Raw genomic sequence first — 23,500 nt, 5'->3', positions numbered from 1 at the left:
CCGCCCCCCCCCCACCCCCCCCGCGCCCGCCCCCCAACACAACCCCCCCCTTACCCGCCCCGCGCCGGGTGGTCCCCGCCCCCCGCCCCCCATGCACGGGGGATAGGCCTTCGCATCGCTCGCAAGAGCGGTGGGAGGCGAGGAATAAGACAAAGGAATTGTGCAATGACCGGACCGGAAACCCTCGACGTCGCGCGTGATGCGATCTGGACCATCGTGATCGTGTCGTCGCCGCTGATGTTGGTCGGCCTCGTGGTCGGCGTCGTCGTGTCGCTGTTCCAGGCGCTGACGCAGATCCAGGAGCAGACACTGATCTACGTGCCGAAGATCCTGGCCATCTTTGCCACAATGCTGTTGGCCTTGCCGTTCATGGCCGACGCACTGCATTCCCACATGCTGCGGATATCGTCGCGAATCATCGGCGGCTGAGGCACTATGCGCCCATCATGCGCATCGACGTCTCGCTGCTGCCGGCGCTTGCCGCCTCCTTCATGCTCGCCTTTGCCCGGGTCGGCGCGATGGTGATGCTGTTGCCGGGCCTGGGCGAGACCAATATCCCGACACGGATCAAATTGTCGATCGCGCTGCTGCTCACGCTGATCATCCTGCCGCTGCATCGCAACGCCTATCAGGTCGACATGGGTTCGATCGCGCCGCTGCTGGTCCTGATGCTGCATGAGATCGTGATCGGCATCGTGCTGGGGGCGACCGCGCGGGTGACGTTGTCGGCGCTGCAGGTTGCCGGTGCCGTGATCGCGCAGCAGATGGGGCTCGGCTTCGTCACCTCGGTCGATCCGACGCAGGGACAGCAGGGCGTGCTGGTCGGCAACTTCCTGACGATATTGGGGGTCACGCTGCTGTTCGCCACCGACAGTCATCATCTGGTGATCGCGGCACTGAACGACAGCTATACGATCTTCGCGCCGGGCGAGACCGTGTCGAGCGGCGATGTCGCCGCGCTGGCGACGCGCGCCTTTGCCGCCGCGTTCCGCCTGGGCTTGCAACTTTCCGGCCCGTTCCTGGTGTTCGGCCTCGTCTTCAACATCGGGCTCGGCGTGCTGGCGCGGCTGATGCCGCAGATGCAAGTTTATTTCGTCGGCGTGCCGCTCTCGATCTTCGCCGGCTTCCTGGTGCTCGCCGTGGTGCTCACGGCGATGATGGGTACCTATCTCGACTATTTCATCGGTGTCATGCACCAGATGATGCCACTCAAGTGACCGGGTGATCGATGGCGGAAGACAACGATCCAGAGAGTCAAACAGAAGACCCGACGCAAAAACGTCTCGAAGAGGCGCTCGAACGCGGTGACGTCGCCAAGAGCCAGGAGATCAACACCTGGTTCATGATTGCGGGCGCCACGCTGGTGGTCTCGAGCTTCTCAGGATCGGTCGGTAGCGGGCTATTGGCGCCGATGCGCAACCTGCTCGCCAATTCCTGGATGATCAAGACCGACGGCAGGGCGCTGCTCGCCCTGATGCAGCAGATCGAAGTCGCTGTGCTCGCGGCGGTGGGCGTGCCGCTGCTGATGCTGGTGCTGGCTGCAATTGCCGGCAACGTGCTGCAGCACCGCCTGGTCTGGTCGGCCGAATCTCTCAAGCCCAAGTTCAGCAAGCTGTCGCCGGCCGAGGGCCTCAAGCGCATCTTCGGCAAGCAAGCGGCGGCGAACTTCCTCAAGGGTCTCGGCAAGCTGATCGTGCTCGGCGCGGTCATGACCATGATCCTGTGGCCGGAGCGGCATCGCATGGAAGCGATGGTCAGGCTCGATCCGGCCGCCCTGCTCGGCGCCTCCACCAGCCTGACCATTCACCTGCTCGGCGCGGTGGTCGCGGCGCTCGCGATCATCGCCATCGGCGACTATTTCTTCCAGTATCGCAGCTGGTTCCAGCGGCAGAAGATGTCGCTCCAGGAGATCAAGGAAGAGTTCAAGCAGTCCGAAGGCGACCCGCACATCAAGGGCAAGCTCAGGCAGCTGCGCCAGCAGCGCTCGAAGAAGCGCATGATGGCGGCGGTTCCCAAGGCTTCCGTGATCATCACCAACCCGACCCACTACTCGATCGCGCTGTCCTACGAGCGCGGCATGTCGGCGCCGATCTGCGTCGCCAAGGGCGTCGACAACCTCGCTTTCAAGATCCGGGAGATCGCGCGCGAGCACGACATCCCGATCGTCGAGAACGTGCCGCTGGCCCGCGCGCTCTACGCCACCGTCGAGATCGACGAGGAAATCCCGACCGAGCACTACCATGCGGTCGCCGAAGTGATCGGCTACGTCATGCGTCTGAAGAGCGGATTCGGTGCCAGCCGGCAATAATACCCCTGAAAAGTACTGGAAATGGCCGTAATCTGGGAATCAGCGTACCTTTCGCCCCTGCCGCCCTTGCGCCTGCGGGTCCGATTCAGGCAGGGAGGACCCTGCGCGCCCTGTAGCGCGTTGATTCTCTGCCGACAGGCTGTGCCAGCTTGAGATGACTGCTGAGACCGACCACGACCTCACACGCGAGCCCGTTGCGGCGCACGAGCCGTCGCCGCGCTCGGGCAGCATTGCGCTGGTGCTGCTGGTGGCCGCCGGCCTCGTCGCCGTTGCCGTCGGGTTGATGACGCTTGGGCGCGCGCAGGCCCAGCCCTATATCCTCGGCATCCTCGCCGTGCTGGCGATGGTCGGCCTGTTCAACCTGTTCGCCTTCGCCGCCGGCATCATCCGCTTCGTCGATCGCAATCTCGACGATCCCGTGATGGGGCGCATCGCCGACCACGCCTTTGACGGCCTCGCCGTGACCGACCCGCGCGGCCATGTGGTCTATTCCAATGCGGCCTATCTGACGCTGACCGGCGCCGCCGGGCCACAGGACGTGCGCCCCGTGGAACGCGTCTTCATCGGCAATCCCGACGTCTCCGAGGCGGTGTTCCGCCTGTTGAAAGCCGCGCGCGAAGGCAAGCGGCAGCAGGAAGAGGTGCGCATCTCCGGCCACGACGGCAGCCAGGGCCGCTGGCTGCGCATGCGGGTGCGGCCCCTCGGCACCGGCAAGCGCGAGACGAGATACGCGGTGTGGTCGATCGCCGACATCACCCGCGACCGCGAGCGCCAGGAGGACGTGTTCCAGGAACTCCAGCACGCGATCGAATATCTCGATCACGCGCCCTGCGGTTTTTTCTCGGTCAATCCGGCCGGCGAGCTCGCTTATGTCAACGCGACGCTGGCAAACTGGCTCGACTACGACCTCGCCGAGATCGGCTCGGGCGGGCTGAAGCTCACCGACATCGTCTCCGGCGACGGCGCTTCACTGCTGACCGCGATCGTGGCGGTGCCGGGCGAGGTGAAGACCGAGGTCTTCGACATCGACCTGCGCATGCGTACCGGCAAGACCATGCCGGTGCGGCTGTATCACAAGCTCGCCTTCGGCGCCGACGGCGCGCCGGGCCCGTCGCGCACGCTGGTGATCAGCCGTGCCCGCGACGAGCGCAGTGACCCGGACCGTGCCGCCGAAGTGCGCTTCATGCGCTTCTTCGACCATACCCCGATGGCGATCGCCACCGTCGACCGCGGCGGCAACGTCGTGCGCGCCAATGCGCGCTACGCCAAGCTCGGGCAGGCGCTAGGGCTCGACAGCGCCAGCAAGTCGATCTTCCGCGCGGTCAATTCGCGCGACCGGCATCTTTTGATCGCGGCCATCAACCAGGCCGCGGAGGGCCAGGCCGACGTCGCGCCGGTCGAAGTGGCGCTCGAAGGAACCAGAGAGCGCTGGGGCCAGTTCTTCGTCACGCCCGTGGACGCGGCCGAGAACGACGCCGAAGTCGCCATCGTGCACATGCTCGAGACCACCGAGCGGCGCGCGCTGGAGAACCAGATCAATCAGTCGCAGAAGATGGAGACCGTCGGCCAGCTCGCCGGTGGCATCGCCCACGACTTCAACAACGTGCTCTCCGCCATCATGATGGCGAACGACTTCCTGCTGAACGCGCACAAGCCGACCGACCCGTCGTTCCAGGATATCATGCAGATCAAGCAGAACGCGACGCGGGCCGCCACGCTGGTGCGGCAGTTGCTGGCGTTCTCGCGGCGGCAGACACTGCGGCCGCAGGTGCTCGACCTCGGCGATGCGCTCTCTGATCTCGCCATGCTGCTGCGTCGCCTGATCGGCGAGAAGGTCAAGCACGAGACCATCCACGGCCGCGATCTCTGGCCGGTCAAGGTCGACGTCTCCCAGTTCGAGCAGGTCATCGTCAACCTCGCGGTCAACGCGCGCGATGCCATGCCCGACGGCGGCAAGCTGATCATCCGCACCGCCAACGTCACCACCGAGGAAGCGGCCAGGCTGGCCTACAAGGGCATGCCGGCAGCGGACTACGTGCGGATCGAGGTCGCCGACACCGGTACCGGCATCCCCGCCGATATCCGCGACAAGATCTTCGAGCCGTTCTTCTCGACCAAGGAAGTCGGCAAGGGCACCGGCCTCGGGCTCTCCACCGTCTATGGCATCGTCAAGCAGACCGGTGGCTTCATTTATGTGGACTCCGAGCCGGGGCAGGGCACCTCGTTCCAGATCTTCCTGCCGCGCCATCATGCCGAGCCGGAGGTGCAGGTCGAGCAGCCGGCGCCGGTCGTTGGCGCCAGCAATGGTGCCGCGAAGGAAGCCGGGTCCGTGACGGACGCCAAGCCCCGCACCGATCTCACCGGACAGGGCACCATCCTCCTGGTCGAGGACGAAGAGGGCCTGCGCGCGCTCAACGCGCGCGGTCTGCGCTCGCGCGGCTACACAGTGGTCGAGGCCGAGAACGGTGTCGAGGCGCTGGAGGTACTGGAAGAGCAGAGCGGCGGAATCGATCTCGTCGTGTCCGACGTCGTGATGCCGGAGATGGACGGCCCGACACTGCTCAAGGCGATGCGCGAGAAGAATCCCGACATCAAGTTCATCTTCGTCTCCGGCTACGCGGAAGACGCATTCGAGAAGAGCCTGCCCGAAGGCCAGCAGTTCGACTTCCTGCCCAAGCCGTTCACGCTCAGCCAGCTCGTGGCGGCCGTGAAGGAGACGATGGCGAAGGCGGGGTGAGGGCCTCGACGCCATGACGACGGGAAACCGGAACTCCCGTCGCACAAGTGACCGGTAACCCGCGACCGCGGCTCCTTCGCACGCCCGGCCAAGCTGCCGCCAAAGATGGGCTTTTGCCACATCCCCGCGACTGAGGGCCGCAGCCATAAGTTCCGATAGTGGCTTCCTTTTTACGGAAGGCTGCCCATCTTAGGGGCACGTCCCCATGCCGGGGATCTGGGAAACCAACATGAATTTCTCGCAACGCTCCCGCAGCCTCTTCAAGACGATTGCCGTCGTGCTGGCGCTTGCGCTGCCGACTGCGCTGGCGATCTCGTCCGCCGACGCGCGCGTCGGTGGCGGCATGTCGTCTGGTTCGCGCGGTTCGCGCACCTATTCGGCCCCGCCATCAACCACGACCGCGCCGGGCTCGACCTCGCAGTTCAATCGGACCTACACCCAGCCGGGCGCAGGCATGAATTCGGCTGCCGCCGCACCCGCGCGTGGCGGCCTGTTCGGCCGCGGTGGCGGTTTCCTGGGCGGCCTTGCGGCCGGGTTCCTCGGCGCCGGCCTGCTCGGCATGCTGTTCGGCGGTGGCCTGTTCGGCGGCCTCGGCGGCCTGTCGTCGATCATCGGCCTGATCATCCAGATCGTGCTCGTGGTGCTCGTGGTTCGGCTGGCGATGTCCTGGTGGCAGCGCCGGCACACCCCGCAGGCGGCCTATGCCAACGCTGACGCCGGTGCCGGTCCGGGACCGCAGGCGAATAACCGTGGTGGTCTTGGCGGCGGTCTTGGCGGCGGCTTCGGATTCGGCGCCAACAACGCCCCGCTCGAGATCAAGCCGGACGACTATGAAGCGTTCGAGCGCCTGCTCGGCGATGTCCAGACCGCGTGGTCGAATGAGGACGTGGCCAAGCTGCACACGCTGGCGACGCCGGAAATGGTCTCCTATTTCGAGCAGGACCTCGGCCAGAACCGCGCGCGCAATGTCGTCAACAAGGTCAGCGGCGTGAAGCTGTTGCAGGGCGACCTCGCGGAATCCTGGCGCGAAGGCGAGACCGATTACGCGACGGTGGCGCTGCGCTTCGCGCTCACCGACAAGACGCTCGACCGCAATACCGGCGCAATCGTCGCCGGCAGCGAGCAGCCGGGCGAGGCCACCGAAGTCTGGACCTTTGCCCGACGTCCGGGCGGCGCCTGGGAATTGTCGGCAATCCAGCAGACCAACTGATCGCGCGTATAGCGACAAACGAGGGCGTCGTGCTTCGGCACGGCGCCCTTTTTGTTTGAGCTGCGCGTTTCGGTCAGGCGGCCATTTGGGCGAAGCACTTAATTGCTTGTTGGCCGCGCAGAGCTGCCGCAATTTCGCGCCTGCCGGTTGGATGAGGAGATATTCCGTGAGCCAGTGTGTCGCGCGCCTCAGGACAAACTACGAAGGCATTGCCAGGAGTTCGTCCCTGCTGCTGGAGGCGATCGGAACGGCGTATGACCGGATCGAGGCCGAGCGCGACCGCAATTGCTGGATCTATCTTCGCCCACGGCAGGAGGCACTCGAAGAATGCCATAAGCTGGTGGCGCGCGCGCGGACGGGCGAAAATCTTCCGCTGCTCGGCATTCCCTTTGGTGTGAAGGACAATATCGACGTTGCGGGAATGCCGACCACTGCCGCATGTCCGGCGTTCAGCTACACGCCCTGGCATTCCGCGCATAGCGTCGAACGCCTCACCGCAGCCGGCGCAATTTGCCTCGGAAAGACCAATCTCGATCAGTTCGCCACAGGCCTGTCCGGCGTGCGCTCGCCCCATGGCCCCTGCGCGTCGGTTGCCGATGCCCGCTATGTTGCGGGCGGTTCCAGTTCCGGCTCCGCGGTCGCCGTGGCGGCGGGGCACGTCGCCTTTGCGCTCGGCACCGATACCGGCGGCTCGGGGCGCATACCTGCCGGGTTCAACAACATCGTCGGAATCAAGCCGACCGTTGGGCTGGTGTCATCACGTGGCCTGGTGCCGAATTGTCCGACGATCGATTGCGTGTCGGTATTCTGCAATACCGTCAGCGACGGCGAAGCAATCCTCGACATCATCGAAGGGTTTGATTTCGAAGATCCCTACAGCCGCCTGCCCAGAACCTTTTTCTCCGCCAACGGGGCGGCGGCATCATTCCGGTTCGGCCGCGTTGCGCCAGCAGATCTCGAATGCTTCGGCATGTCGGAATGCGGCGAACTCTACGAGAGCGCCTGCGAACGTCTTGCTCATATCGGAGGAACGGCGATCGAGGTGGACTTCGCCCCATTCCGCCAAGCGGGGGAGTTGATGTTCAGCGGTCCCTGGGTCGCTGAGCGGCGCTCCGCCATCGCTTCTCTCATCGATGTCGAATCCGGCTCCTTGCTTGATGTCACGAGGACCGTGCTGGGCTCAGCCGCCGGCTATTCGGCGATCGACACGTTTGGCGCCATTCACCGGCTGCACCGGCTTCGCCGCGACGCCGAAGCAATCTTTGCCGGCATCGATGCCCTGGTGGTTCCGACTGCACCGCGGCCGTTCACACTGGAGGAGATGCATCGTGATCCGATCACCCTCAACAATCGTCTGGGCTACTACTCGTACTTTGCCAATCTACTCGATCTCTGCGGCGTCGCCGTTCCGAATGCGAAATTGTCAAACGGCATGCCCATGGGCGTGACCCTGCTAGCGCCGGCCTGGCACGATCGCGCGCTGATCGGACTGGCGCGGCGGTTCGAGGCAGGCGCAGACGGATCGGCGTTCGAATTGAAGTCTGGCGGCTAAAGGGCGGACATTATCCCATCGCCTGCCCGAGCGTAGAAATATCCAGGATCGAAATCACGGATCTTTCGTATCTGATCACGCCTTCGTCCTGGAGCCGCGCGAGTTGCACGGTCACCCATTGGCGGGTGGATCCGATGAGGTTGGCGAGATCCCCGTGGGTGAACGGCATGCCGACGAAGACCTCGTTGTCGCGCTTCACGCCGTAGACGTGCGACAGGAAGATCAGCAGGCTGTGCAGCCGCTCGGTCACCGAGCGCGTCCCAAGCATCTGGGCCATCGCCGAATAGCATCGCGCCTTGAATGCGAGGGCATCCAGCAAGGCGACGGCAATCGTCGGCGATTCCAGCGCAAGCCGCCGCAGCGCCGGTCCGGGCATGAACGTCAACCGGCTGCGCTCGGCTGCAACCGATGTCCACATGTGCGGGCCCGTCCCGAATATGTCGGGCCCGCCGACGAAGTTGCCGGGAAACCAATAGGCGAGCGTGACTTCGCGCCCCGACGGTGCAGCATAGTAGCTGCGTATGCGTCCCTCGCTGATCAGGTAGATCCCGGCCTGTGCGTCGCCCTGAGACCAAACCAGTTGGCCGGCTTCCAGGATCTTTTCGCGTCCGATCGCACGCAAGCGATTGCAATCAGCCCGGTTGAGACCATCCAGCAAGCCGGGCAGCGGTCTGACGAGATCGTCCGACTCCGCGAGCATCACACCTGCCGCTATCGCGCTGTTCGCCCTGTGCATGGCCGGCTCCGCATGTGAGACCCGGCATCGAATATTCAAGAACCATGCCAGCCCGCTGCGTCCGCCTCAGACCCGCGGGCTCCGCGTCATCAGTCCGCGTCCGACTGATTGAACGCCCGCAACCCTTCTGCGCGGATGACGTCGAGACAATCCTTCTTGAGCGACAGATAAGCTGGCTCGACCATGACAGAACTCGACCGTGGGCGCGGCAGCTTGACCGCGACTTCGCGCAGGATGCGGCCGGGTCCCGCGCTCATGATGAGAACGCGGTCGGCCAGCACGATGGCTTCATCGATATCATGCGTCACGAATACGATTGTCGCCTTGATCCGGTCGCGCAGCGCCAGCAGATTGTCCTGCATCACCGCGCGGGTCTGCGCGTCGAGCGCCCCGAAGGGCTCGTCCATCAGCAGCACACGGGGCTGATTGGCCAGCGCTCGCGCGATCGCCACGCGCTGTTGCATGCCGCCGGACAGCGTGTTCGGATAAGCGTCGGCGAAACGCTTGAGGCCAACCATCGCGATCAGATCGTCGGCGATGGCATACGCTTCCGTCTTGGACTTCCCGAGCATCCGGGGGCCGTGGGCGATGTTGCTGCGGACGGACTTCCAGGGAAAGAGATGCGGCTGCTGGAACACCATGCCGACATCGGGACGCGGACTGTAGACGGGCGCGCCCTCGACCAGGATCTCGCCTTCGAACGGCACTTCCAGCCCGGCGATCGTATTGAGCACCGTCGACTTGCCGCAGCCGGAGGGCCCGGCGATGCAAACGAACTCGCCAGGCGCCACGTCAAACGAAACGCGATCGACCGCAATCATTTGCCCGCGCTTGGTGTCGAAGACGATGCTCAGGTTCGAGACTTGAATGGCCGGTTGTTTTCGGGCCGATTCGACGGAGGCAGGCGAACTTGCCAGCGCCAGTTTCATGCCCGATCGAGATCCCGACATCAGCGCCACCAGACGATACGTTCGGCAAGAGCCGCAAACAGCCGGTCGGCGATGAACGACATCAACCCGAGCGCTGCGAGCCCGCCCATGACCTGGCCCGTTTGCAAATTCTGCTGCGCAATCTCGATCCTGTAGACGATGCCGGCGAAAGCGCCGGCCAGTTCAGCCGCGACAAGCGTATAGAAGGAGATGCTGACGGCGGTGCGCAACCCGACCACAATGTAGGGAAGCGCGCCCAGCAGCACGATCTCCTGCAGCATCTGCCGTCGGGGCGTGCCGAGCATCAACGCCGCCCGAATTAGACCACGGTCGACCTTCTGCACGCCGATGTGAGTCGAAAGCCATACCGTGAAGAATACGCCCCATACGACGAGGAACAATTTTCCCGCCTCCGACAGGCCGAACCAGAGGATGACGATCGGCACGAACGCAATCGGCGGAATAGGCCGCAAGATATGGAATAGCGGGGACAGCAAGCTCGAGATAACGGGGAATTGGCCGGTGAGAACACCGAGCAGGATGCCGAGCGCGCCGCCTATGATGAATCCCGTGGTGACGCGAAAGAGGCTGGCCAACAGATCGCTAAAGAACTGTCCGCTTCGTATCCACTCAAGCACGGCCGCAGCAACCACCGTCGGCGGTGGAAACAGCACCATGTTGACGGTCCCCGAACGGGAGATCAGTTCCCAGAGCCCAATGAACAAGGGAAGCGAAAGCGCCCCGACCAGAATATTGAGGCGGCGAAGCCGAACTGAATTCGGCCGCCGAGCGCGACCGCCAGCGCGGATGGCAATATCGCGTCCCGCTGAAGTGGCTTCCTGCATGGCCGCGCGGGTGCCTATTTCCACGACAGGGTGACGCGTGCGGGGTCGACCTTTTTCAGTGGCTCGGTGACGATGATCTTGCTGAAGTCGGGCATCGCCGCTCCCGGAGGATGGTTGCCGCTCTCGAGGCGCCATGCGGAATGGGTCTTCAGAATCTCGATCAGCCGGTCATCGAGACGCACCCGGTAAACATAGTCGGCCCAGATGGGCGCGAGTTCGTCCCGCTTCATTCCAACCGCGTCCGCCACTGTCGTGATCGCTTCATCCGGGTGTTCCTTCATCCAGACCTCGGCATCGATCAGTGCGGCGATGAACTTCTCGACCAGCACGGGGTTGGCGTCCAGATAGGACTTCATGACGACGATATTGAACGTCTCGGAGTAGGTGCCCTTTGTATCGACCTCAGTGACGGCTTCGCCCAGGGCCTTCTTCGCGTTGGCGACGTGGGGCTCCCAGGTGTCGAACGCGTCGATGCTTCCGGCTGCAAGTGCCGGCAGCATCTCCTGCGGCCGCAGATTGACGAGGGTGACATCCTTGGGCGTCAATCCCACCGACTTCAGCAAGGTCGCCGTGTAAACCTCGCTGCCGGTGCCGGCAGTAAAGGCGATTCGCTTGCCGCGAAGATCTTCCTTGGTCTTGATGCCGGCCTTGGCCGCGACCAGCGTCTTGAGATCGGAATATTCCATGCCGGCGACGAACGCGATGGGCTGGTTTGCCATCGCCGAAGCGGTGACCGGCGCCTCGGCCGTCGTCGCGATGTCGGCGCCGCCCCCGATCACCGTGTCCAAGCACTGCTTGCCGGACGTGAAGTTCGAGACTGTGATGTCCAGTCCGTTCTTTTCGAAGATTCCCTTCGATTTGGCGACGATCGCAATGCCGGAGATCGGTCCGAGGTTTTGCGCAAGTCGGGCTTTGAGCAGTTCCGCGGCCAAGGCGCAGTTCGGACCGATGGCAAGACCGATGGCAAGGCAGCAAAGGGTGGCACGGCCGGCAATTGTCGTGATTGGGCGGATGGTGGTCCGGTGCATGACGATCTCCCCCTTGCGCCGCGCCCTGCGCAGCCCCGATGTGATCGCGGATACCGCCCTGAACGGTCCCGCCACAGTCCCCCGCGTCCTCCCCTGGACGATCACTTGAGGATCGGCCCATTTGGTATGCTCGCCCGGCACCCTTGTCCCGGGAAGCAATTAATCGACATGGCAGTCGGGAAGCGGCTGGGAATCGTCGGCGATCCCGCTGACCAACTGATCGCAGACGACATGAAAAACCAGGGCGTCTCGCATCGCGGCATTGGAATAAGCGGGCCGGCGTCGGGTTGAAATCTGGCGGCCAACAAAAACACAAAGGGAGGACAGGATGATCCGTATCGAGAGATCCGCGACGATTACAGGCCTCGCGCTCGCTGCGGCCTTGCTTGCGGCGCCATCGGCGCGAGCGCAGTCGGCCGACATGACGTTCTTCGTGACGTCCAATGGTCCTGGCAGAGGCGCCGATCTCGGCGGCCTGGAGGGGGCCGATGCGCAGTGCCAGAAGCTGGGCCAGGCCGGCGGCGCCGGCAGTAAGACCTGGCGCGCCTATCTCTCCACGCAGGCCGCCGACGGCAAGCCGGCCGTCAACGCGCGCGACCGCATCGGCAAGGGACCGTGGCAGAACGCCAAGGGCGCTGCAATCGCCAAGGACGTTGCCGACCTGCACGGGGCGGCCAACAACCTCACCAAGCAGACCGCGCTCAGCGAGAAGGGCGAGGTCATCAACGGCCGCGGCGACACGCCGAACCGGCACGACATCCTCACGGGATCGCAAGCCGACGGCAGCGCATTTCCCGCGGGTGACGACAAGACCTGCAAGAACTGGACGTCGAGCACGCAAGGCGCGGCGGTCGTCGGCCACGCCGACCGTCAAGGCCTGCGCGATGACGAGCCGTCGAAATCGTGGAACAGCTCGCATCCCTCGCGCGGTCCCGACGGCGGCTGCTCGCAGGCCGATCTGAAGAGCACCGGCGGCGACGGGCTGCTGTATTGCTTCGCATCGAATTGAGGCTGCCGTCATTGCGAGGAGCGCAGCGACGAAGCAATCCAGAGTCGCTCCAGGGTGACAGTCTGGATTGCTTCGCTGCGCTCGCAATGACGGAGCGTGTGGTGCCGCCGTTCAGCCTCATCCTTACGGAACCTTGTCGCGCGTGATAAATTGGTCCTGTCGCTTCCACGCTCACGGACCCCTTCCATGAAATACGAGCTCTATTATTGGCCCGAGATCCAGGGCCGCGGTGAATATGTGCGGCTGGCGCTGGAGGAGGCGGGCGCGGCATACGTCGACGCGGCGCGTGGCCCACGCGGCACAGCTGCGATGATGAAGATGATGGAGGCGCACAAGGGCACGCCGCCCTTTGCGCCGCCGTTCCTCAAAGCCGGCAAGCTCGTCATCGGCCAGACCGCGAACATCCTGCTCTATATCGGCGCCCGCCACGCGCTCGCCCCGAAGTCGGAGGCGGGGCAACTCTGGGTGCATCAGCTCCAGCTGACGATCACCGATTTCGTGGTCGAGATTCACGACACCCATCACCCGCTCGGGCCCTCGCTCTACTACGAAGATCAGAAACCGCCGGCAAAGAAGCGCACCGCCGACTTCTGGGGCGAGCGCGTGCCGAAATATCTCGGCTATTTCGAGCAGCTCCTCGAGGACAATGGCGCCGCCTATGTCACCGGCCGCAAGCTGACCTATGTCGATCTCTCGCTGTTCCAGCTCGTCGCGGGGCTGCGCTATGCGTTTCCGAAGCGGATGGAGGCGTTCGAGACAGAGATACCGGCCCTCGTCGGCCTGCACGACCGCGTCGCCGCGCGGCCGAACATCAAGGCTTATCTCGATAGCGAGCGCCGCATTCCCTTCAACGAGCAGGGCATCTTCCGCCGCTACCGCGAATTGGATGGTTAAAGCACAGCGGAGTGACGCGCGCGCTCACCACACGCCAGGCAGCAGCCGATAGCGCACGCGCGTCACATAGTCGGCATACCCCGGCAGGCCCTCGCGTAGCGTGCGCTCCTCGATGCGAATGCGGACCGCAAATAATGCGATGAACAGCGGCGCCATCAGAAGTCCCCACCATGAACCCAGAAGCAGCGGCACGCCGGCGAAGAACAGGATCATGCCGCTGTACATGGGATGACGCACATGGGCATAAGGCCCCGTCGAGATCACGCGCTGCGCGCGCTCGGCTTGCAGCTTCACCACGGACGCCGCGAACGAGTTCTCGCGGAAGACCCAGAGGATGAACAGCGTCGAAAGCAGGAACAGGGCGAGGCCGAGCATCTGCAGCGCCATCGGCATGTCGGAGGACAGCGTACGCCGGTCGAGCCCCATCGCCGCCAGCCAGACCAGCATCGCGACGACGAAGACGGTCATGAACACCTTGTCGGCAGCGGGCTGGTCCTTTTGCAGGACCGGCCGCAGACGTTCGGCGAGCAGTGCGGGGTCGACCCGGTAAAGCCACCAGCCGCCGAGCGGGCCGAGCAGGGCGGAGGTCGCGAGGAACACCCAGGCCGACGGCCAATGCAGGGTTCCGGCGGACACGAACAGCAGCGCGCCCATGGCGGCGGTGGTGATCGTGCTCTGTAACAGCAGTCTTGCGATCATGCGCAGGTCTCAGGTAGCCGCGCACGATATTGGTCCTGCTATCCGGCGAAGATGCGGCCGGACACGCGAAAAGCCCGATCGACCGGATCGGGCATTTCATCTTCGACGCGGTTGATCAGGCGAGCTGATCGATCCGCGTACCCTGACCCGGCGGCAGCGGTGCAGGCGGCGGCGGCTTATAGGTCGGGTCGTTGTCCTTGGTCTTGATCTGATCGTCCTGCTGCTTGGTCGAGTCGTAGCTCGGCACCACGATCGCGATCGGCGGCGGCGAAACGGTGGAAACGCTCATCCAGAAATCCTCGCACATGGAAACATTGACACTGCGCCGCGAGGAGCGAAATTTCCTTCAAGCCAATCGTTAAAATGCGAGGGATCTGGTGCGGTGGGATGTGCTCTCGGACCTCTCCTCGGGGTATTGGGGGGCGCCGCCCCCGCCCCCCGGGGGGGGGCGGGGGGGGGGTGGGTTTTGTGGGGGGGGGGGCCGAAGGGCGGGGGGGTGTGGGGGGCGCGGACCCCGCGGGGCATTGGCCGCCCCCGCAACCAAATCCCGTCGGGCCCCGGGGGGGGTTTCTGGATTGCTTCGCTGCGCTCGCAATGACGGAGTCTGTAGTGGGCGGTGTGCTGTCAGACGCACACCGCGCGGGAGCCGCCTATTCGTCTTTGCCGCGCGTGATCGCGATGGACGCATCCGTCTTGGTGCGGGTGCATTCCATGTTGAGACGCCGATAACGCATGCTGATCTTGTCGCCGCGCAAGAGCCCCATCCGCTTCAGGCAGCGTGTCGCGCCCGTCGTCGTATCGTCCTTGGTCACGGTGAAGACGATCGCCGCCATCGACCCCACCAGCGCAAAGAACTCCGGTTTCGGCTTGCGATCGCCCTTGGCATAGAGCTCGATCGAATATTTGTCGCCACGGCAAGCCACGGACAATTCCTTGGCCGCGGGATGCGTCAGGTAGACGACATTCGCGGCGCGGAAATTCACCTTGAGGCGATCGACCTGGTTCGCCAGCTCCTTGGCGCTGTCATCGCAGCGGTCCGCGCGCGCGGGTGCGGCGAGGGTCACAAGGCCGGTGATGGCGGCGGCGACCAGGATCGCGCCGCGGACGTGCAAGTTCAATGTCATGATGAAAAGCCCCTTAGCGGGCGCATTCAACCGTCGTCCCGCGCGTAGCGCAAGGGGTGCATCAGGGTCTTCACTGGCGTCATGAGGGCCTGGTGTCCGCCGACAGCCGCCGAAAATAGCTCGCCATGCGCCGAATCGGGATGCCCCGACCGCACCAGAGCGCCTTCCCTTTGCGGCAAAAAAGCTTAGAACGCTTCTATGAAAGGGGCCCACGCGAGGGCTCCAAAACCCCGAGATTCCAGCCCATGAACGCTCCCACCGCCTTCCCCGACCCCGCAAAGCCCGTTCCGCCTTACAGGCACACGCCGCTGTTTCCGCTGGGCAAGGACGAGACGCCCTACAAGAAGATCACAGCCGAGGGCGTGCGGGTCGAGAAGGTGCTGGGGAAAGACATGCTGGTGGTGTCGCGCGAGGCGCTGCGGGCACTGTCGGAAGCCGCCTTTGGCGACATCAACCACTATTTGCGGCCGGGTCATCTGAAGCAGCTCCGCGCGATCCTCGAGGATGGCGAGGCGAGCCCGAACGACAAGTTCGTCGCGCTGGACTTTCTCAAGAACGCCAACATCGCCGCCGGCGGCGTGCTGCCGATGTGCCAGGACACCGGCACCGCGATCATCATGGGCAAGAAGGGCTGCAACGTCATCACGGACGGTGACGACGAGGCGGCACTGTCGGAGGGCGCGCGCGATGCTTACCTGCGCCGCAATCTGCGCTACTCGCAGGTCGCGCCCTTGTCGATGTACGAGGAGAAGAACACCGCCAACAACATGCCGGCGCAGTGCGAGATCTATGCCGAAGGCGATGACGCCTACAAGTTCATGTTCATGGCGAAGGGCGGCGGCTCCGCCAATAAGAGCTTTCTGTTCCAGGCCACGCCCTCGGTGCTGACCAAGGACCGGCTGCTCGCCTTCCTCAAGGAGAAAGTGTTGACGCTGGGCACTGCGGCGTGCCCGCCTTATCACCTCGCCATCGTGATCGGCGGCACCTCGGCCGAGCTCTGCATGAAGACGGTGAAGCTGGCGTCGGCTCGCTATCTCGACGCGCTGCCGACCCACGGCTCGCCCGACGGCAACGCGTTTCGCGATCTCGAGATGGAGCAGGAAATCCTGAAGATGACGCAGTCGCTCGGCGTCGGCGCGCAGTTCGGCGGAAAATATTTCTGCCACGACGTGCGCGTGATCCGCATGCCGCGTCACGGTGCCTCGCTGCCGATCGGGCTGGGCGTGTCATGCTCGGCCGATCGCCAGGTGCTCGGCAAGATCACCAAGGACGGCGTCTATCTCGAAGAGCTCGAGCACAACCCGGCGCAGTATTTGCCTGAGGTCGAGCAGTCGCTGGGCGGCGAGGTCGTCAAGATCGATCTCAACCAGCCGATGAAGGATATCCTGGCCACCTTCTCGAAGTACCCGACCAAGACGCGGGTCTCGATGACCGGCACCATGATCGTCGCGCGCGATTCCGCGCATGCCAAGCTGCGCGAGCGGCTCGACAAGGGCGAGCCGCTGCCGGACTATTTCAAGAACCATCCCGTCTATTACGCCGGCCCCGCCAAGACGCCCGAGGGCTACGCCTCCGGTGCGTTCGGCCCCACCACCGCTGGCCGCATGGATTCCTTCGTCGATCAGTTTCAGGCCGCCGGCGGCTCGATGGTGATGGTCGCCAAGGGCAACCGGGCGCCGGCCGTGCGCGAGGCCTGCAAGAAATATGGCGGCTTCTATCTCGGCTCTATCGGCGGTGCCGCGGCGAATCTTGCCGAGCACTGCATCAAGAAAGTCGAGGTGCTCGAATATCCCGAGCTCGGCATGGAAGCGATCTGGCGCATCGAGGTCGTCGACTTCCCGGCGTTCATCATCATCGACGATAAGGGCAACGACTTCTTCAAGGAGCTGAATCTGGGCTAGCTCTTCGCCTCGCTCCGGAGTGCCGGAAGAGCTCGGCCTGCATGGTTCGAGACGCCCGCTTTGGCGGGCTCCTCACCATGAGGGTCTGATATCTCGCCGCGAAACATGACCTCATCCTGAGGGCCCGCCGGAGGCGGGCGTCTCGAAGGATGGGCCGCAGGCTAACTGCAATTCGTGACCTGGTTGGAGCACAGCCCGCGCCACCAGCCGCGGACGCCGTCCTGGCTCTCGACGAGGCCCCAGAGGCCGCTGCAAGCAAAGATGTGCTTCGGCCCGCCATCGGTGTCGATCGGACCGCCGAGCTCGCGCTGGGCCGGCATCCATTTCGCATCGACGAAGGGCGCCTGGAACAGGCCGCCCATGCGGGTCGCGCCATTGGCGTAGGCCGCGCCGACCTTGTTGGAGGCGACCCAGCCGCGTCCGGCATAGGGCTTTGGCGCGCTGCGCGGATATTTCTTGTCGTCCTCGTAGTCCTTGCCCGGCGGCTTGGCGCCTTCGATCAGAAACCAGCCGTTCTTGAAGCCGATGATGCGGAATTCGGTGAGCCAGCCGCCATCGGGCGTGTTCTCGCTGCCGCCGAGCTTGAGCAGGTAGGGCGGCGGAAGCGTGCCGAGCACACGCGCCTTGGTCGATGGTTCGGCACGCACGTTGAGGCCATCAGGATCCTTGTCGACGGACCAGGCGCCGAGATCGCACGGCTCGGTGCCGTCGGGAAGCGTCGAGCGCTTGGCGGCGAGATCGGCGTGCAGCTTTGCGAATTCGGTGTCGTCGTTGTCAGGATCCGGCCCGCTACGCGGCTTCAATGCGGCCGAGACTGCGCGCGTCGCATCCGACGTCAGCGCGACCACAAGAGCCTGGCGCGCGCCGAAAACGCTTGCAGGCGACTTCGGATCGTTCGACGAGATCGGATAGACGGCGAGGTAGCCCGTCGAACCTTCGGTTCGATAGGCCGTGCCGGCAACATAGCCTGCCGGTAGCATGGCGAGCGCGCTTGCCCGCCACGCCGGTTCGGCGTCGTCCGCGCGCGCCGCTTGTGTCGCGACACACAGGATCGTCGCCGCGATGAGACCGAGCGCGCGCACGGTTGCCGCGCGGCTTAGGCGCGCGTGCCGGTGAACGGGAAGCTGCCCATCGGGCCGATGCCCATCTCACCGCTCATGCTGTCGCCCGAGACGGTTCCGATGAATTCGAGCGTCAACGGCATCGGATTGGTGATCGAGACCTTCCAGTTGACGGCATCGCCGCTGACGGTGCCGTCGAATATCTCGGCTGTATCGCCTTCCGCACCCTGCGTCCCTGTGAGCGTGCCGCCGGCAGCCGTCAGGCTCAGCGTCGCCTTGCGCTCGCCCATGGGGGTTGTCAGGGTCAGAGTCCAGTTGCCGTCGACGGCCATTCGCGTCTCCCAAGATCCCGGCGGACCGCGACGATCCGCGGGCCAGTCCCGGCCGAGCGTATAGCGCAACTCGTCGCCCGCGCCTAACGCTCCGTCGGAGGCATTTAGGCGCGGGCGGCGGCGCGCCGTCGGCTGGTGACGATGAGACGGAGCACGACATATTGCACGGCGAAGGCGAGGATCTTGGCGCCGCCCGCGACCACCGTGATGTAGAACGCCCACAGCTTCAGATCGCCTGTGGAGGCGACGGCGATCATGCCGGCGCCGATCACGAACATCAGCGCAGCCCAGGCATAACCTGCAGCCGTCACATATTCCGGAACGGTCTCTACGACGATCGCCGGCATGTAGCGCAGCATCCAGCCGCGCTTGAGCATGATGGCGCCGATCGCGAAATGCGCGATCGAGGGCTTTGCGAGCATGAAGCGGGGATCGTTGGTCAGCAGCGTGATCGTGCCGAGCACGACGACGAGCGCGACGCTCGCATAGGTCATGTAATTGACCTGCTGCCCCTTGACGCGCGCGTAGATCAGCTGCGCGATCGCTCCGGCAATCGCCACCGACGTTGCCAGGACGACGTTGTCGGTCACGAGGTAGATGACCAGGAAGACGATGGCGGAGAAGAGGTCGGAGGCGAGGCGGGCGAATACGTCCTTCATCGTCGATCCTGTTCAGCGAGTGTGGGGCAGTGCGCTGGCCGGCGCACCGTACGTGATCTGCCGATATTCGGGATACCATTTTGTGAAGTACATCGCGCTGTTGCGGGCGGCGAAGGCGACCGCAAGGCTCGACCAGAGCGGCAGGCCGGGGACATAGAGCAGCACGAGATTGGCGGCCGCCATCAGCAGCGCAGCCGCAGTCCATGCGCCGGTGATGACGTAATTGGCATAGAGAAAGCCGGGCATTGCCGCGGTCTCGGCCGGCACGGCCTCCAGCGCGTATTGCAGCGTGAATGGACGGCGGACCAGCATCGAGCCGAGCGAGATGACGAAGATGCCGATGTCGACCGACAGCTTGACACCGAGTGTGCCGAGCGCCGGATCGAACAGCGCGAGGTGGATGCCGATTGCGGCGAATAGCAGCGCCGAGCTCATCGCCAGGATCTTCACCGATCGACCGCGCACGACATCGATCGCGACGGTGGCGAGACAGATTGCCGAGGCCACGAATACGCTGATCGTGGCCGATGTCATCAGCATCAGGAAGGTGAAGGCGCCGTAGGGCGCGAGGATCAGGAAAATCGCCATGGTCCGCCTCGGTCAGGCCTTATCTTTACGATGTAAAGATCAATAAGTCACGGGCGGAGCGGGGTCAAGCAAAATCTTTACAGTGTCAAAATGACGTAAGCGACTTCCAAAAATTGAATTGCTGCAACGGCTTGGTCGGCCATTTCGTCGATGAATCCGGCCCAGGGCAGGTAGGACAGCGCAGGTAACGCACAGGTGACCAAGAGGACGAGGGCGAGCAAGATACCGCCGTTGAAGACGGTTTGGCCGCTCCGCCGCGGCTGGATCATCTGAAGTGTGAGGGCGGCGCAGATCAGGACCAGGACGACGAGATAGTCCGCAGTGATCGATGGCATGTGCATCAGAGACCTCTTTGGTGGCATCCGCGATGACGAGGAACAGCTACTGCGCGCCGACCCAATTGCCGTGAAAACCGTCGGGCACGCGGTGGCCGAGCTGCACCAACGCGACCGGGCCGGCCTCGACATCCCTGGCGTTGAACACGGCGAGGTCGCTCCGGTTCTCCCGCGCGCGCCAGACCACCGCCAGCAGCCAGCCATCGCCTTCTGCCGCATCTTTCGACCGCTCGACGAAGACCGGTTCAGAAATGGTGTCGCCGGCCGGCAGCAGATAATGGCCGAGGCGCTTGCCCTTGCCATCGACATGGACGACGCCGGACAACGCGCCGAACATCGGCAGCGTCGGATTGGCGCAGGCGTACCAGCCGTGACCGCTCTTCAATCCGGCGCGGCGGTCGTCGATGCGCGGGAATTCGCCGGTGAGATCGTCGAGATAGGTCTGCTGGAAGCGGTCGGTATTCCCGGCAAGATCAAACGTCCAGCGGCAATGGCGGGCGAAGGATTTCTCGGGATTGGTGGGCGTGCCGTCGGGATGCGTGAACAGTGGTGCTTCCTCGAACTGCATGACGTCGGCGATGATGCGGTCACCTTCCTCCCATGCATTCATGACGTGGAAGACGTAGCAGGCCTCAGCGCGAAACCAGACGATGTCCTTCGCGCTGCCCTTGCGCTTGATCACGCCGACATAGGCGCCCTTGTCCGGCTCCCAGGCATAGGGCGGCCGCCCGCTCATCGCGCGCTCCATGCTGCCGGTGAGGGGCAGGATCGGAAACAGCAGGTGGTTTTCCGTGACGATGAAGTCGTGCACCATGCTGGCATAGGGCGCCTCGAAACGTTCGAAGCGCGTCGCCTTACCGGACGCATCGATCGACCCGTAGGAGAGGGCAGGCGTCAGCGGTCCCGCCGCATTGTAGCCGAAGAACACCAGCTCGCCGGTGACGGGATCGATCTTCGGGTGCGCGGTGAAGGTGCCGGCGATGCGGCCTTGATAATTGTGATAGCCGCGCGTCGCGAGCGTACCGGGCTCGATCTCAGTCGGCAGATGCAACTCCTCCAGCGCAAGCAGCTTGCCGGCATGGAAGATGATGTTGGTATTCGCAACGCCGCCGTCGGTCAGGTTCGCCGGGGCATCCGGCAGCTTGCGGCCAAAGCCGCCGAACAACGCGCGGCCGGCATCGTGCTCGGCCAGCCATTTCGACGTGCGGATCCAGCGGTTGCGATGGCTGGCGCGCCCGTTCTCTAGATGAAAGGCGTGCAGCATGCCGTCGCCGACGAACCAGTGCGCGCCGGGCGACTCGAACTGCGGATCGGGGCCGTTGCGATAGAGCGTGCCGTTCAGCTCGCGCGGCAATTCACCGATGATTTTCAGGAAGGGCGCGTCGGCCTCGAACGGAATCGGACCGAGATTGTGGCGGCGTTCGGCAACGGCGTCCTGCTGCACGGCGTATCCTCCCTCATCTTTACATCGTAAAGATCAAATAGTCGTACGAGGAGTTCTGGTCAAGTGAAATCTTTACACTGTAAATATTGCGTCTTATAGCTGGCCTATGGGCAAGAGCGAAATCAGGACAGCAACCGCGCGCGGTGCGCGCACCCCAAAGAAGGCGAGCGCCCCGGCGCGCCTCGCGCGACGGACGGCGAGCGTCAAGGCCGAGGCGCCCTATCACCACGGCGCGCTGCGCGAGGCGCTGCTCCAGGCCGCCGAACGGGTGCTGGAGCGTGACGGGCTCGCCGGCCTGACATTGCGCGCCGTGGCGCGCGAGGCGGGCGTCTCGCATGCCGCGCCCACCCATCATTTCGGCGACCTCACCGGACTTCTCAGTGAGCTCGCGGCGGTTGGCTTCCGCCAGTTCAATGCGGCGATGGCGTCGTCCTCCGACTCCGCCACCACCCCGCTCGAGCGCGCGCTGGCGCGGCCGAAAGCCTATGTTGCCTATGCCCAGGCTCATCCCGGCATGTACGGCATCATGTTCCGCACCGAGCGCCTCGACTATTCCAGGCCGTCGCTGCACGAGGCCGCCGAGGCGTCCTTTGCCGGGCTCGCCAATGCCGTCGGCATGATGCGGCAGGAGCAGATCAGCGGCGACGCGCTGACGCTCCATCAGGGCGCCGCGATCGCGCGCGCGTGGTCGATGGTACATGGTTTTACCATGCTGCTGCTCGATGGGCGGCTGGAGGATATTCTGGGGCGCCTGCCCGAGGGCACGACTCCCGAACGACTGCTCGAGGCGATGCTGATGTCGCCCGTGACGGGGAAGCCGCCGGGCCCTTGATGGCTTGCCGCGAGCGCCTAGCGCATCGTCGCGAGCTCGACGGCTCGGCCGCGCGCGCCGACGATCTTCACCTCGTCCTTGCCGCAGGTAAAACTGCGGGCGAACTCGTCCGCGGCCTTGCGCGCGAGCTCATTGGCGTTCGGGTTGGCGATCGCGTCGACATAGGCGACGTGGCAGACGGGGCCGGGTGGCAGCCGGGTCGCTGGGCTTGCCGATCTGGCGGCAATCCTTCGAGGCCGTCGAGCTATATTGGCTGCCCACGGATTGGGCGTCGGCGCGGCCGAGACCGCTGCACATCAGCAACATGGCCAGGAGCAATATGGCCAAGGTTGCGGTGGTGATGCGGAACATGACGACGCCTTTAGTCGAGCGGGAACTCCGTACCATCAGACGTCTTGATTGTGGGCAAGGTTCAAACAGTGTCGACAGACACCTGACAGGGGCGCGGAATCGTTCTAGAAGAGCGGCTTCGCTTGGGCTCTTTCAGCCTTGTTCGCGTCCTCGTTTTTCGTGATCATGCCAGCCACCTCGTCCAACAAACCTTATCGCGTCGGCCGCTCGAAAACCGGGCTCGGCCTCTTCGCCACCAAGCCGATCAAGAAGGGCACCCGGATCATCCGTTATTACGGACCGATTCTGGACTCCCGGATTCCCGAGCACGACGACATCGAGAACAAATATTTGTTCGAGCTCAACGGCCGCTGGACCATTGACGGCTCGGTGCGCAAGAACCTCGCGCGCTACATCAACCATTCGTGCCGGCCCAACGCCGAATCCGACGTCCGGCCGCGCGAGCGCAAGGTCTTCATCCGCGCCATCAAGAACATCGAGCCGGGCGACGAGATCAATTACGACTACGGCACCGATTATTTCAAAGCCTACCTGAAGCCGATCGGCTGCAAGTGCGAATCTTGCGAGAAGAAGCGCAAGAAGCTGCGCGCGGAAGCGCGGGCCGAACGCGCCAAGGTGAAGGCGCGCGCGGAGCGTAAAGCGCAGAAGGCGGGGGCGAAGCCCGTCAAAAAGAAGAAGCTCAACGGCGTCGCTGTTGGCAAAGCCAACGGGCGCGCGCGGGCGTAGCCTGATTTCGAGCTTCTGGCACAACTGTCATGCTCCGCGAAAGCGGGGCATCCAGTACGCCGCGGCCTTTTCGTATGCGACGACTGCCTCTGGAATACTGGGTCGGGCGCGGAAGACCCGCGCCCACACCCAGAGTTGAGGCCGCACCCCCCGCCCCAAAACCCCCACCAGCGCACTCACCCAAAAATATGATATGCGAA

At 64.4% G+C, this 23,500-nt stretch carries 24 protein-coding genes; 11 read left to right on the top strand and 13 right to left on the bottom strand.

Annotation, left to right across the window (positions count from 1 at the left end; all coding sequences use genetic code 11):
* The first annotated feature begins 165 nt into the window (after positions 1 to 165).
* The 6 genes from fliQ (at position 166) to atzF (ending at position 7,807) form a co-directional block, all read left to right on the top strand.
* Positions 166 to 429, top strand: a complete 264-nt coding sequence (gene fliQ, locus AC0L3K_RS04885) for a flagellar biosynthesis protein FliQ (protein WP_007602153.1) — start codon at positions 166 to 168, stop codon at positions 427 to 429.
* A gap of 17 nt (positions 430 to 446) precedes the next feature.
* Positions 447 to 1,217: a flagellar biosynthetic protein FliR gene (fliR, locus tag AC0L3K_RS04880; RefSeq protein ID WP_007602155.1), complete on the top strand. Its 771-nt coding sequence runs from the start codon at positions 447 to 449 to the stop codon at positions 1,215 to 1,217.
* Positions 1,218 to 1,228: 11 nt separating this feature from the next.
* A complete protein-coding gene (flhB, locus tag AC0L3K_RS04875; RefSeq protein ID WP_007602156.1) occupies positions 1,229 to 2,308 on the top strand; it encodes a flagellar biosynthesis protein FlhB in 1,080 nt (359 codons plus the stop codon).
* A gap of 154 nt (positions 2,309 to 2,462) precedes the next feature.
* Positions 2,463 to 5,045 carry a cell cycle histidine kinase CckA gene (gene cckA, locus AC0L3K_RS04870; RefSeq protein ID WP_354128040.1) on the top strand — a complete coding sequence of 861 codons (2,583 nt, stop codon included), beginning with the start codon at positions 2,463 to 2,465 and terminating at the stop codon, positions 5,043 to 5,045.
* A gap of 205 nt (positions 5,046 to 5,250) precedes the next feature.
* The gene (locus tag AC0L3K_RS04865; RefSeq protein ID WP_007602158.1) at positions 5,251 to 6,255 is read left to right on the top strand and encodes a Tim44 domain-containing protein; all 1,005 of its coding nucleotides are present in this window, start codon (positions 5,251 to 5,253) and stop codon (positions 6,253 to 6,255) included.
* A complete protein-coding gene (atzF, locus tag AC0L3K_RS04860; protein ID WP_354128041.1) occupies positions 6,200 to 7,807 on the top strand; it encodes an allophanate hydrolase in 1,608 nt (535 codons plus the stop codon). Before AC0L3K_RS04865 ends, atzF begins: the two co-directional genes overlap by 56 nt.
* A gap of 10 nt (positions 7,808 to 7,817) precedes the next feature.
* Here atzF and AC0L3K_RS04855 read toward each other — a convergent pair whose 3' ends face one another.
* From AC0L3K_RS04855 to AC0L3K_RS04840, 4 genes are all read right to left on the bottom strand, one after another.
* Entirely contained in the window at positions 7,818 to 8,543 is a 726-nt protein-coding gene (locus AC0L3K_RS04855; protein WP_007602160.1) for a Crp/Fnr family transcriptional regulator, read from the bottom strand.
* 89 nt (positions 8,544 to 8,632) lie between these two features.
* Positions 8,633 to 9,472: an ABC transporter ATP-binding protein gene (locus AC0L3K_RS04850; RefSeq protein ID WP_007602161.1), complete on the bottom strand. Its 840-nt coding sequence runs from the start codon at positions 9,470 to 9,472 to the stop codon at positions 8,633 to 8,635.
* Positions 9,473 to 9,492: 20 nt separating this feature from the next.
* A complete protein-coding gene (locus AC0L3K_RS04845) occupies positions 9,493 to 10,149 on the bottom strand; it encodes an ABC transporter permease (RefSeq protein WP_240543214.1) in 657 nt (218 codons plus the stop codon).
* Between the two features lie 182 nt (positions 10,150 to 10,331).
* Positions 10,332 to 11,345 (bottom strand): NrtA/SsuA/CpmA family ABC transporter substrate-binding protein, encoded by a 1,014-nt coding sequence (locus AC0L3K_RS04840; protein ID WP_354128042.1) that lies wholly within the window; start codon positions 11,343 to 11,345, stop codon positions 10,332 to 10,334.
* A gap of 328 nt (positions 11,346 to 11,673) precedes the next feature.
* On the opposite strand from AC0L3K_RS04840, the gene AC0L3K_RS04835 reads away from it, so the two are divergent.
* Both AC0L3K_RS04835 and AC0L3K_RS04830 read left to right on the top strand, forming a co-directional pair.
* Positions 11,674 to 12,354, top strand: a complete 681-nt coding sequence (locus AC0L3K_RS04835) for a lectin (RefSeq protein WP_354128043.1) — start codon at positions 11,674 to 11,676, stop codon at positions 12,352 to 12,354.
* A gap of 186 nt (positions 12,355 to 12,540) precedes the next feature.
* Positions 12,541 to 13,248, top strand: a complete 708-nt coding sequence (locus AC0L3K_RS04830; protein WP_007602166.1) for a glutathione S-transferase — start codon at positions 12,541 to 12,543, stop codon at positions 13,246 to 13,248.
* A gap of 24 nt (positions 13,249 to 13,272) precedes the next feature.
* Here AC0L3K_RS04830 and AC0L3K_RS04825 read toward each other — a convergent pair whose 3' ends face one another.
* The 3 genes from AC0L3K_RS04825 to AC0L3K_RS04815 form a co-directional block, all read right to left on the bottom strand.
* Positions 13,273 to 13,947 carry a methyltransferase family protein gene (locus AC0L3K_RS04825; RefSeq protein ID WP_473365500.1) on the bottom strand — a complete coding sequence of 225 codons (675 nt, stop codon included), beginning with the start codon at positions 13,945 to 13,947 and terminating at the stop codon, positions 13,273 to 13,275.
* Positions 13,948 to 14,062: 115 nt separating this feature from the next.
* Positions 14,063 to 14,236: a hypothetical protein gene (locus AC0L3K_RS04820; protein ID WP_007602169.1), complete on the bottom strand. Its 174-nt coding sequence runs from the start codon at positions 14,234 to 14,236 to the stop codon at positions 14,063 to 14,065.
* Between the two features lie 361 nt (positions 14,237 to 14,597).
* Complete coding sequence (locus AC0L3K_RS04815; RefSeq protein ID WP_007602170.1) at positions 14,598 to 15,071, bottom strand: hypothetical protein; 474 nt, start codon at positions 15,069 to 15,071, stop codon at positions 14,598 to 14,600.
* Between the two features lie 245 nt (positions 15,072 to 15,316).
* Between AC0L3K_RS04815 and AC0L3K_RS04810 the strand changes: the two genes are divergently transcribed.
* The gene (locus tag AC0L3K_RS04810; RefSeq protein WP_354128044.1) at positions 15,317 to 16,972 is read left to right on the top strand and encodes a fumarate hydratase; all 1,656 of its coding nucleotides are present in this window, start codon (positions 15,317 to 15,319) and stop codon (positions 16,970 to 16,972) included.
* Between the two features lie 161 nt (positions 16,973 to 17,133).
* Here the strand turns inward: AC0L3K_RS04810 and AC0L3K_RS04805 are convergent, their stop codons facing one another.
* From AC0L3K_RS04805 to AC0L3K_RS04780, 6 genes are all read right to left on the bottom strand, one after another.
* Positions 17,134 to 18,054, bottom strand: coding sequence for an SH3 domain-containing protein (locus tag AC0L3K_RS04805; RefSeq protein WP_354128045.1), 921 nt, complete (start codon positions 18,052 to 18,054; stop codon positions 17,134 to 17,136).
* 14 nt (positions 18,055 to 18,068) lie between these two features.
* Positions 18,069 to 18,365: a hypothetical protein gene (locus AC0L3K_RS04800; RefSeq protein ID WP_007602176.1), complete on the bottom strand. Its 297-nt coding sequence runs from the start codon at positions 18,363 to 18,365 to the stop codon at positions 18,069 to 18,071.
* A 104-nt stretch (positions 18,366 to 18,469) separates the two neighbouring features.
* Positions 18,470 to 19,024, bottom strand: coding sequence for an inner membrane-spanning protein YciB (locus AC0L3K_RS04795; RefSeq protein ID WP_473365499.1), 555 nt, complete (start codon positions 19,022 to 19,024; stop codon positions 18,470 to 18,472).
* Between the two features lie 12 nt (positions 19,025 to 19,036).
* Positions 19,037 to 19,612, bottom strand: coding sequence for a hypothetical protein (locus AC0L3K_RS04790; RefSeq protein WP_354128046.1), 576 nt, complete (start codon positions 19,610 to 19,612; stop codon positions 19,037 to 19,039).
* Between the two features lie 77 nt (positions 19,613 to 19,689).
* Positions 19,690 to 19,953 carry a hypothetical protein gene (locus AC0L3K_RS04785; protein ID WP_354128047.1) on the bottom strand — a complete coding sequence of 88 codons (264 nt, stop codon included), beginning with the start codon at positions 19,951 to 19,953 and terminating at the stop codon, positions 19,690 to 19,692.
* Between the two features lie 40 nt (positions 19,954 to 19,993).
* Positions 19,994 to 21,391, bottom strand: a complete 1,398-nt coding sequence (locus AC0L3K_RS04780) for a carotenoid oxygenase family protein (protein WP_354128048.1) — start codon at positions 21,389 to 21,391, stop codon at positions 19,994 to 19,996.
* A 106-nt stretch (positions 21,392 to 21,497) separates the two neighbouring features.
* Here AC0L3K_RS04780 and AC0L3K_RS04775 point away from each other — a divergent pair, with 106 nt between their 5' ends.
* Both AC0L3K_RS04775 and AC0L3K_RS04770 read left to right on the top strand, forming a co-directional pair.
* The gene (locus AC0L3K_RS04775; RefSeq protein WP_354128049.1) at positions 21,498 to 22,223 is read left to right on the top strand and encodes a TetR/AcrR family transcriptional regulator; all 726 of its coding nucleotides are present in this window, start codon (positions 21,498 to 21,500) and stop codon (positions 22,221 to 22,223) included.
* Between the two features lie 516 nt (positions 22,224 to 22,739).
* Positions 22,740 to 23,300 (top strand): SET domain-containing protein, encoded by a 561-nt coding sequence (locus AC0L3K_RS04770; RefSeq protein WP_473256402.1) that lies wholly within the window; start codon positions 22,740 to 22,742, stop codon positions 23,298 to 23,300.
* Positions 23,301 to 23,500 lie beyond the last annotated feature (200 nt).

Source organism: Bradyrhizobium sp. MI1.10, assembly GCF_055811035.1.
This window is presented reverse-complemented; position numbering and strand designations above follow the sequence as displayed.

What these genes read in the sequence shown, in the direction of transcription:
- fliQ (WP_007602153.1), top strand. Translation starts at nt 166, where the DNA reads ATGACCGGACCGGAAACCCTCGACGTCGCGCGTGATGCGATCTGGACC.
- fliR (WP_007602155.1), top strand. Translation starts at nt 447, where the DNA reads ATGCGCATCGACGTCTCGCTGCTGCCGGCGCTTGCCGCCTCCTTCATG.
- flhB (WP_007602156.1), top strand. Translation starts at nt 1,229, where the DNA reads ATGGCGGAAGACAACGATCCAGAGAGTCAAACAGAAGACCCGACGCAA.
- cckA (WP_354128040.1), top strand. Translation starts at nt 2,463, where the DNA reads ATGACTGCTGAGACCGACCACGACCTCACACGCGAGCCCGTTGCGGCG.
- AC0L3K_RS04865 (WP_007602158.1), top strand. Translation starts at nt 5,251, where the DNA reads ATGCCGGGGATCTGGGAAACCAACATGAATTTCTCGCAACGCTCCCGC.
- AC0L3K_RS04855 (WP_007602160.1), bottom strand. Translation starts at nt 8,543, where the DNA reads ATGCACAGGGCGAACAGCGCGATAGCGGCAGGTGTGATGCTCGCGGAG.
- AC0L3K_RS04850 (WP_007602161.1), bottom strand. Translation starts at nt 9,472, where the DNA reads ATGAAACTGGCGCTGGCAAGTTCGCCTGCCTCCGTCGAATCGGCCCGA.
- AC0L3K_RS04845 (WP_240543214.1), bottom strand. Translation starts at nt 10,149, where the DNA reads ATGGTGCTGTTTCCACCGCCGACGGTGGTTGCTGCGGCCGTGCTTGAG.
- AC0L3K_RS04840 (WP_354128042.1), bottom strand. Translation starts at nt 11,345, where the DNA reads ATGCACCGGACCACCATCCGCCCAATCACGACAATTGCCGGCCGTGCC.
- AC0L3K_RS04835 (WP_354128043.1), top strand. Translation starts at nt 11,674, where the DNA reads ATGATCCGTATCGAGAGATCCGCGACGATTACAGGCCTCGCGCTCGCT.
- AC0L3K_RS04830 (WP_007602166.1), top strand. Translation starts at nt 12,541, where the DNA reads ATGAAATACGAGCTCTATTATTGGCCCGAGATCCAGGGCCGCGGTGAA.
- AC0L3K_RS04825 (WP_473365500.1), bottom strand. Translation starts at nt 13,947, where the DNA reads ATGATCGCAAGACTGCTGTTACAGAGCACGATCACCACCGCCGCCATG.
- AC0L3K_RS04820 (WP_007602169.1), bottom strand. Translation starts at nt 14,236, where the DNA reads ATGAGCGTTTCCACCGTTTCGCCGCCGCCGATCGCGATCGTGGTGCCG.
- AC0L3K_RS04815 (WP_007602170.1), bottom strand. Translation starts at nt 15,071, where the DNA reads ATGACATTGAACTTGCACGTCCGCGGCGCGATCCTGGTCGCCGCCGCC.
- AC0L3K_RS04810 (WP_354128044.1), top strand. Translation starts at nt 15,317, where the DNA reads ATGAACGCTCCCACCGCCTTCCCCGACCCCGCAAAGCCCGTTCCGCCT.
- AC0L3K_RS04800 (WP_007602176.1), bottom strand. Translation starts at nt 18,365, where the DNA reads ATGGCCGTCGACGGCAACTGGACTCTGACCCTGACAACCCCCATGGGC.
- AC0L3K_RS04795 (WP_473365499.1), bottom strand. Translation starts at nt 19,024, where the DNA reads ATGAAGGACGTATTCGCCCGCCTCGCCTCCGACCTCTTCTCCGCCATC.
- AC0L3K_RS04790 (WP_354128046.1), bottom strand. Translation starts at nt 19,612, where the DNA reads ATGGCGATTTTCCTGATCCTCGCGCCCTACGGCGCCTTCACCTTCCTG.
- AC0L3K_RS04785 (WP_354128047.1), bottom strand. Translation starts at nt 19,953, where the DNA reads ATGCACATGCCATCGATCACTGCGGACTATCTCGTCGTCCTGGTCCTG.
- AC0L3K_RS04775 (WP_354128049.1), top strand. Translation starts at nt 21,498, where the DNA reads ATGGGCAAGAGCGAAATCAGGACAGCAACCGCGCGCGGTGCGCGCACC.
- AC0L3K_RS04770 (WP_473256402.1), top strand. Translation starts at nt 22,740, where the DNA reads ATGCCAGCCACCTCGTCCAACAAACCTTATCGCGTCGGCCGCTCGAAA.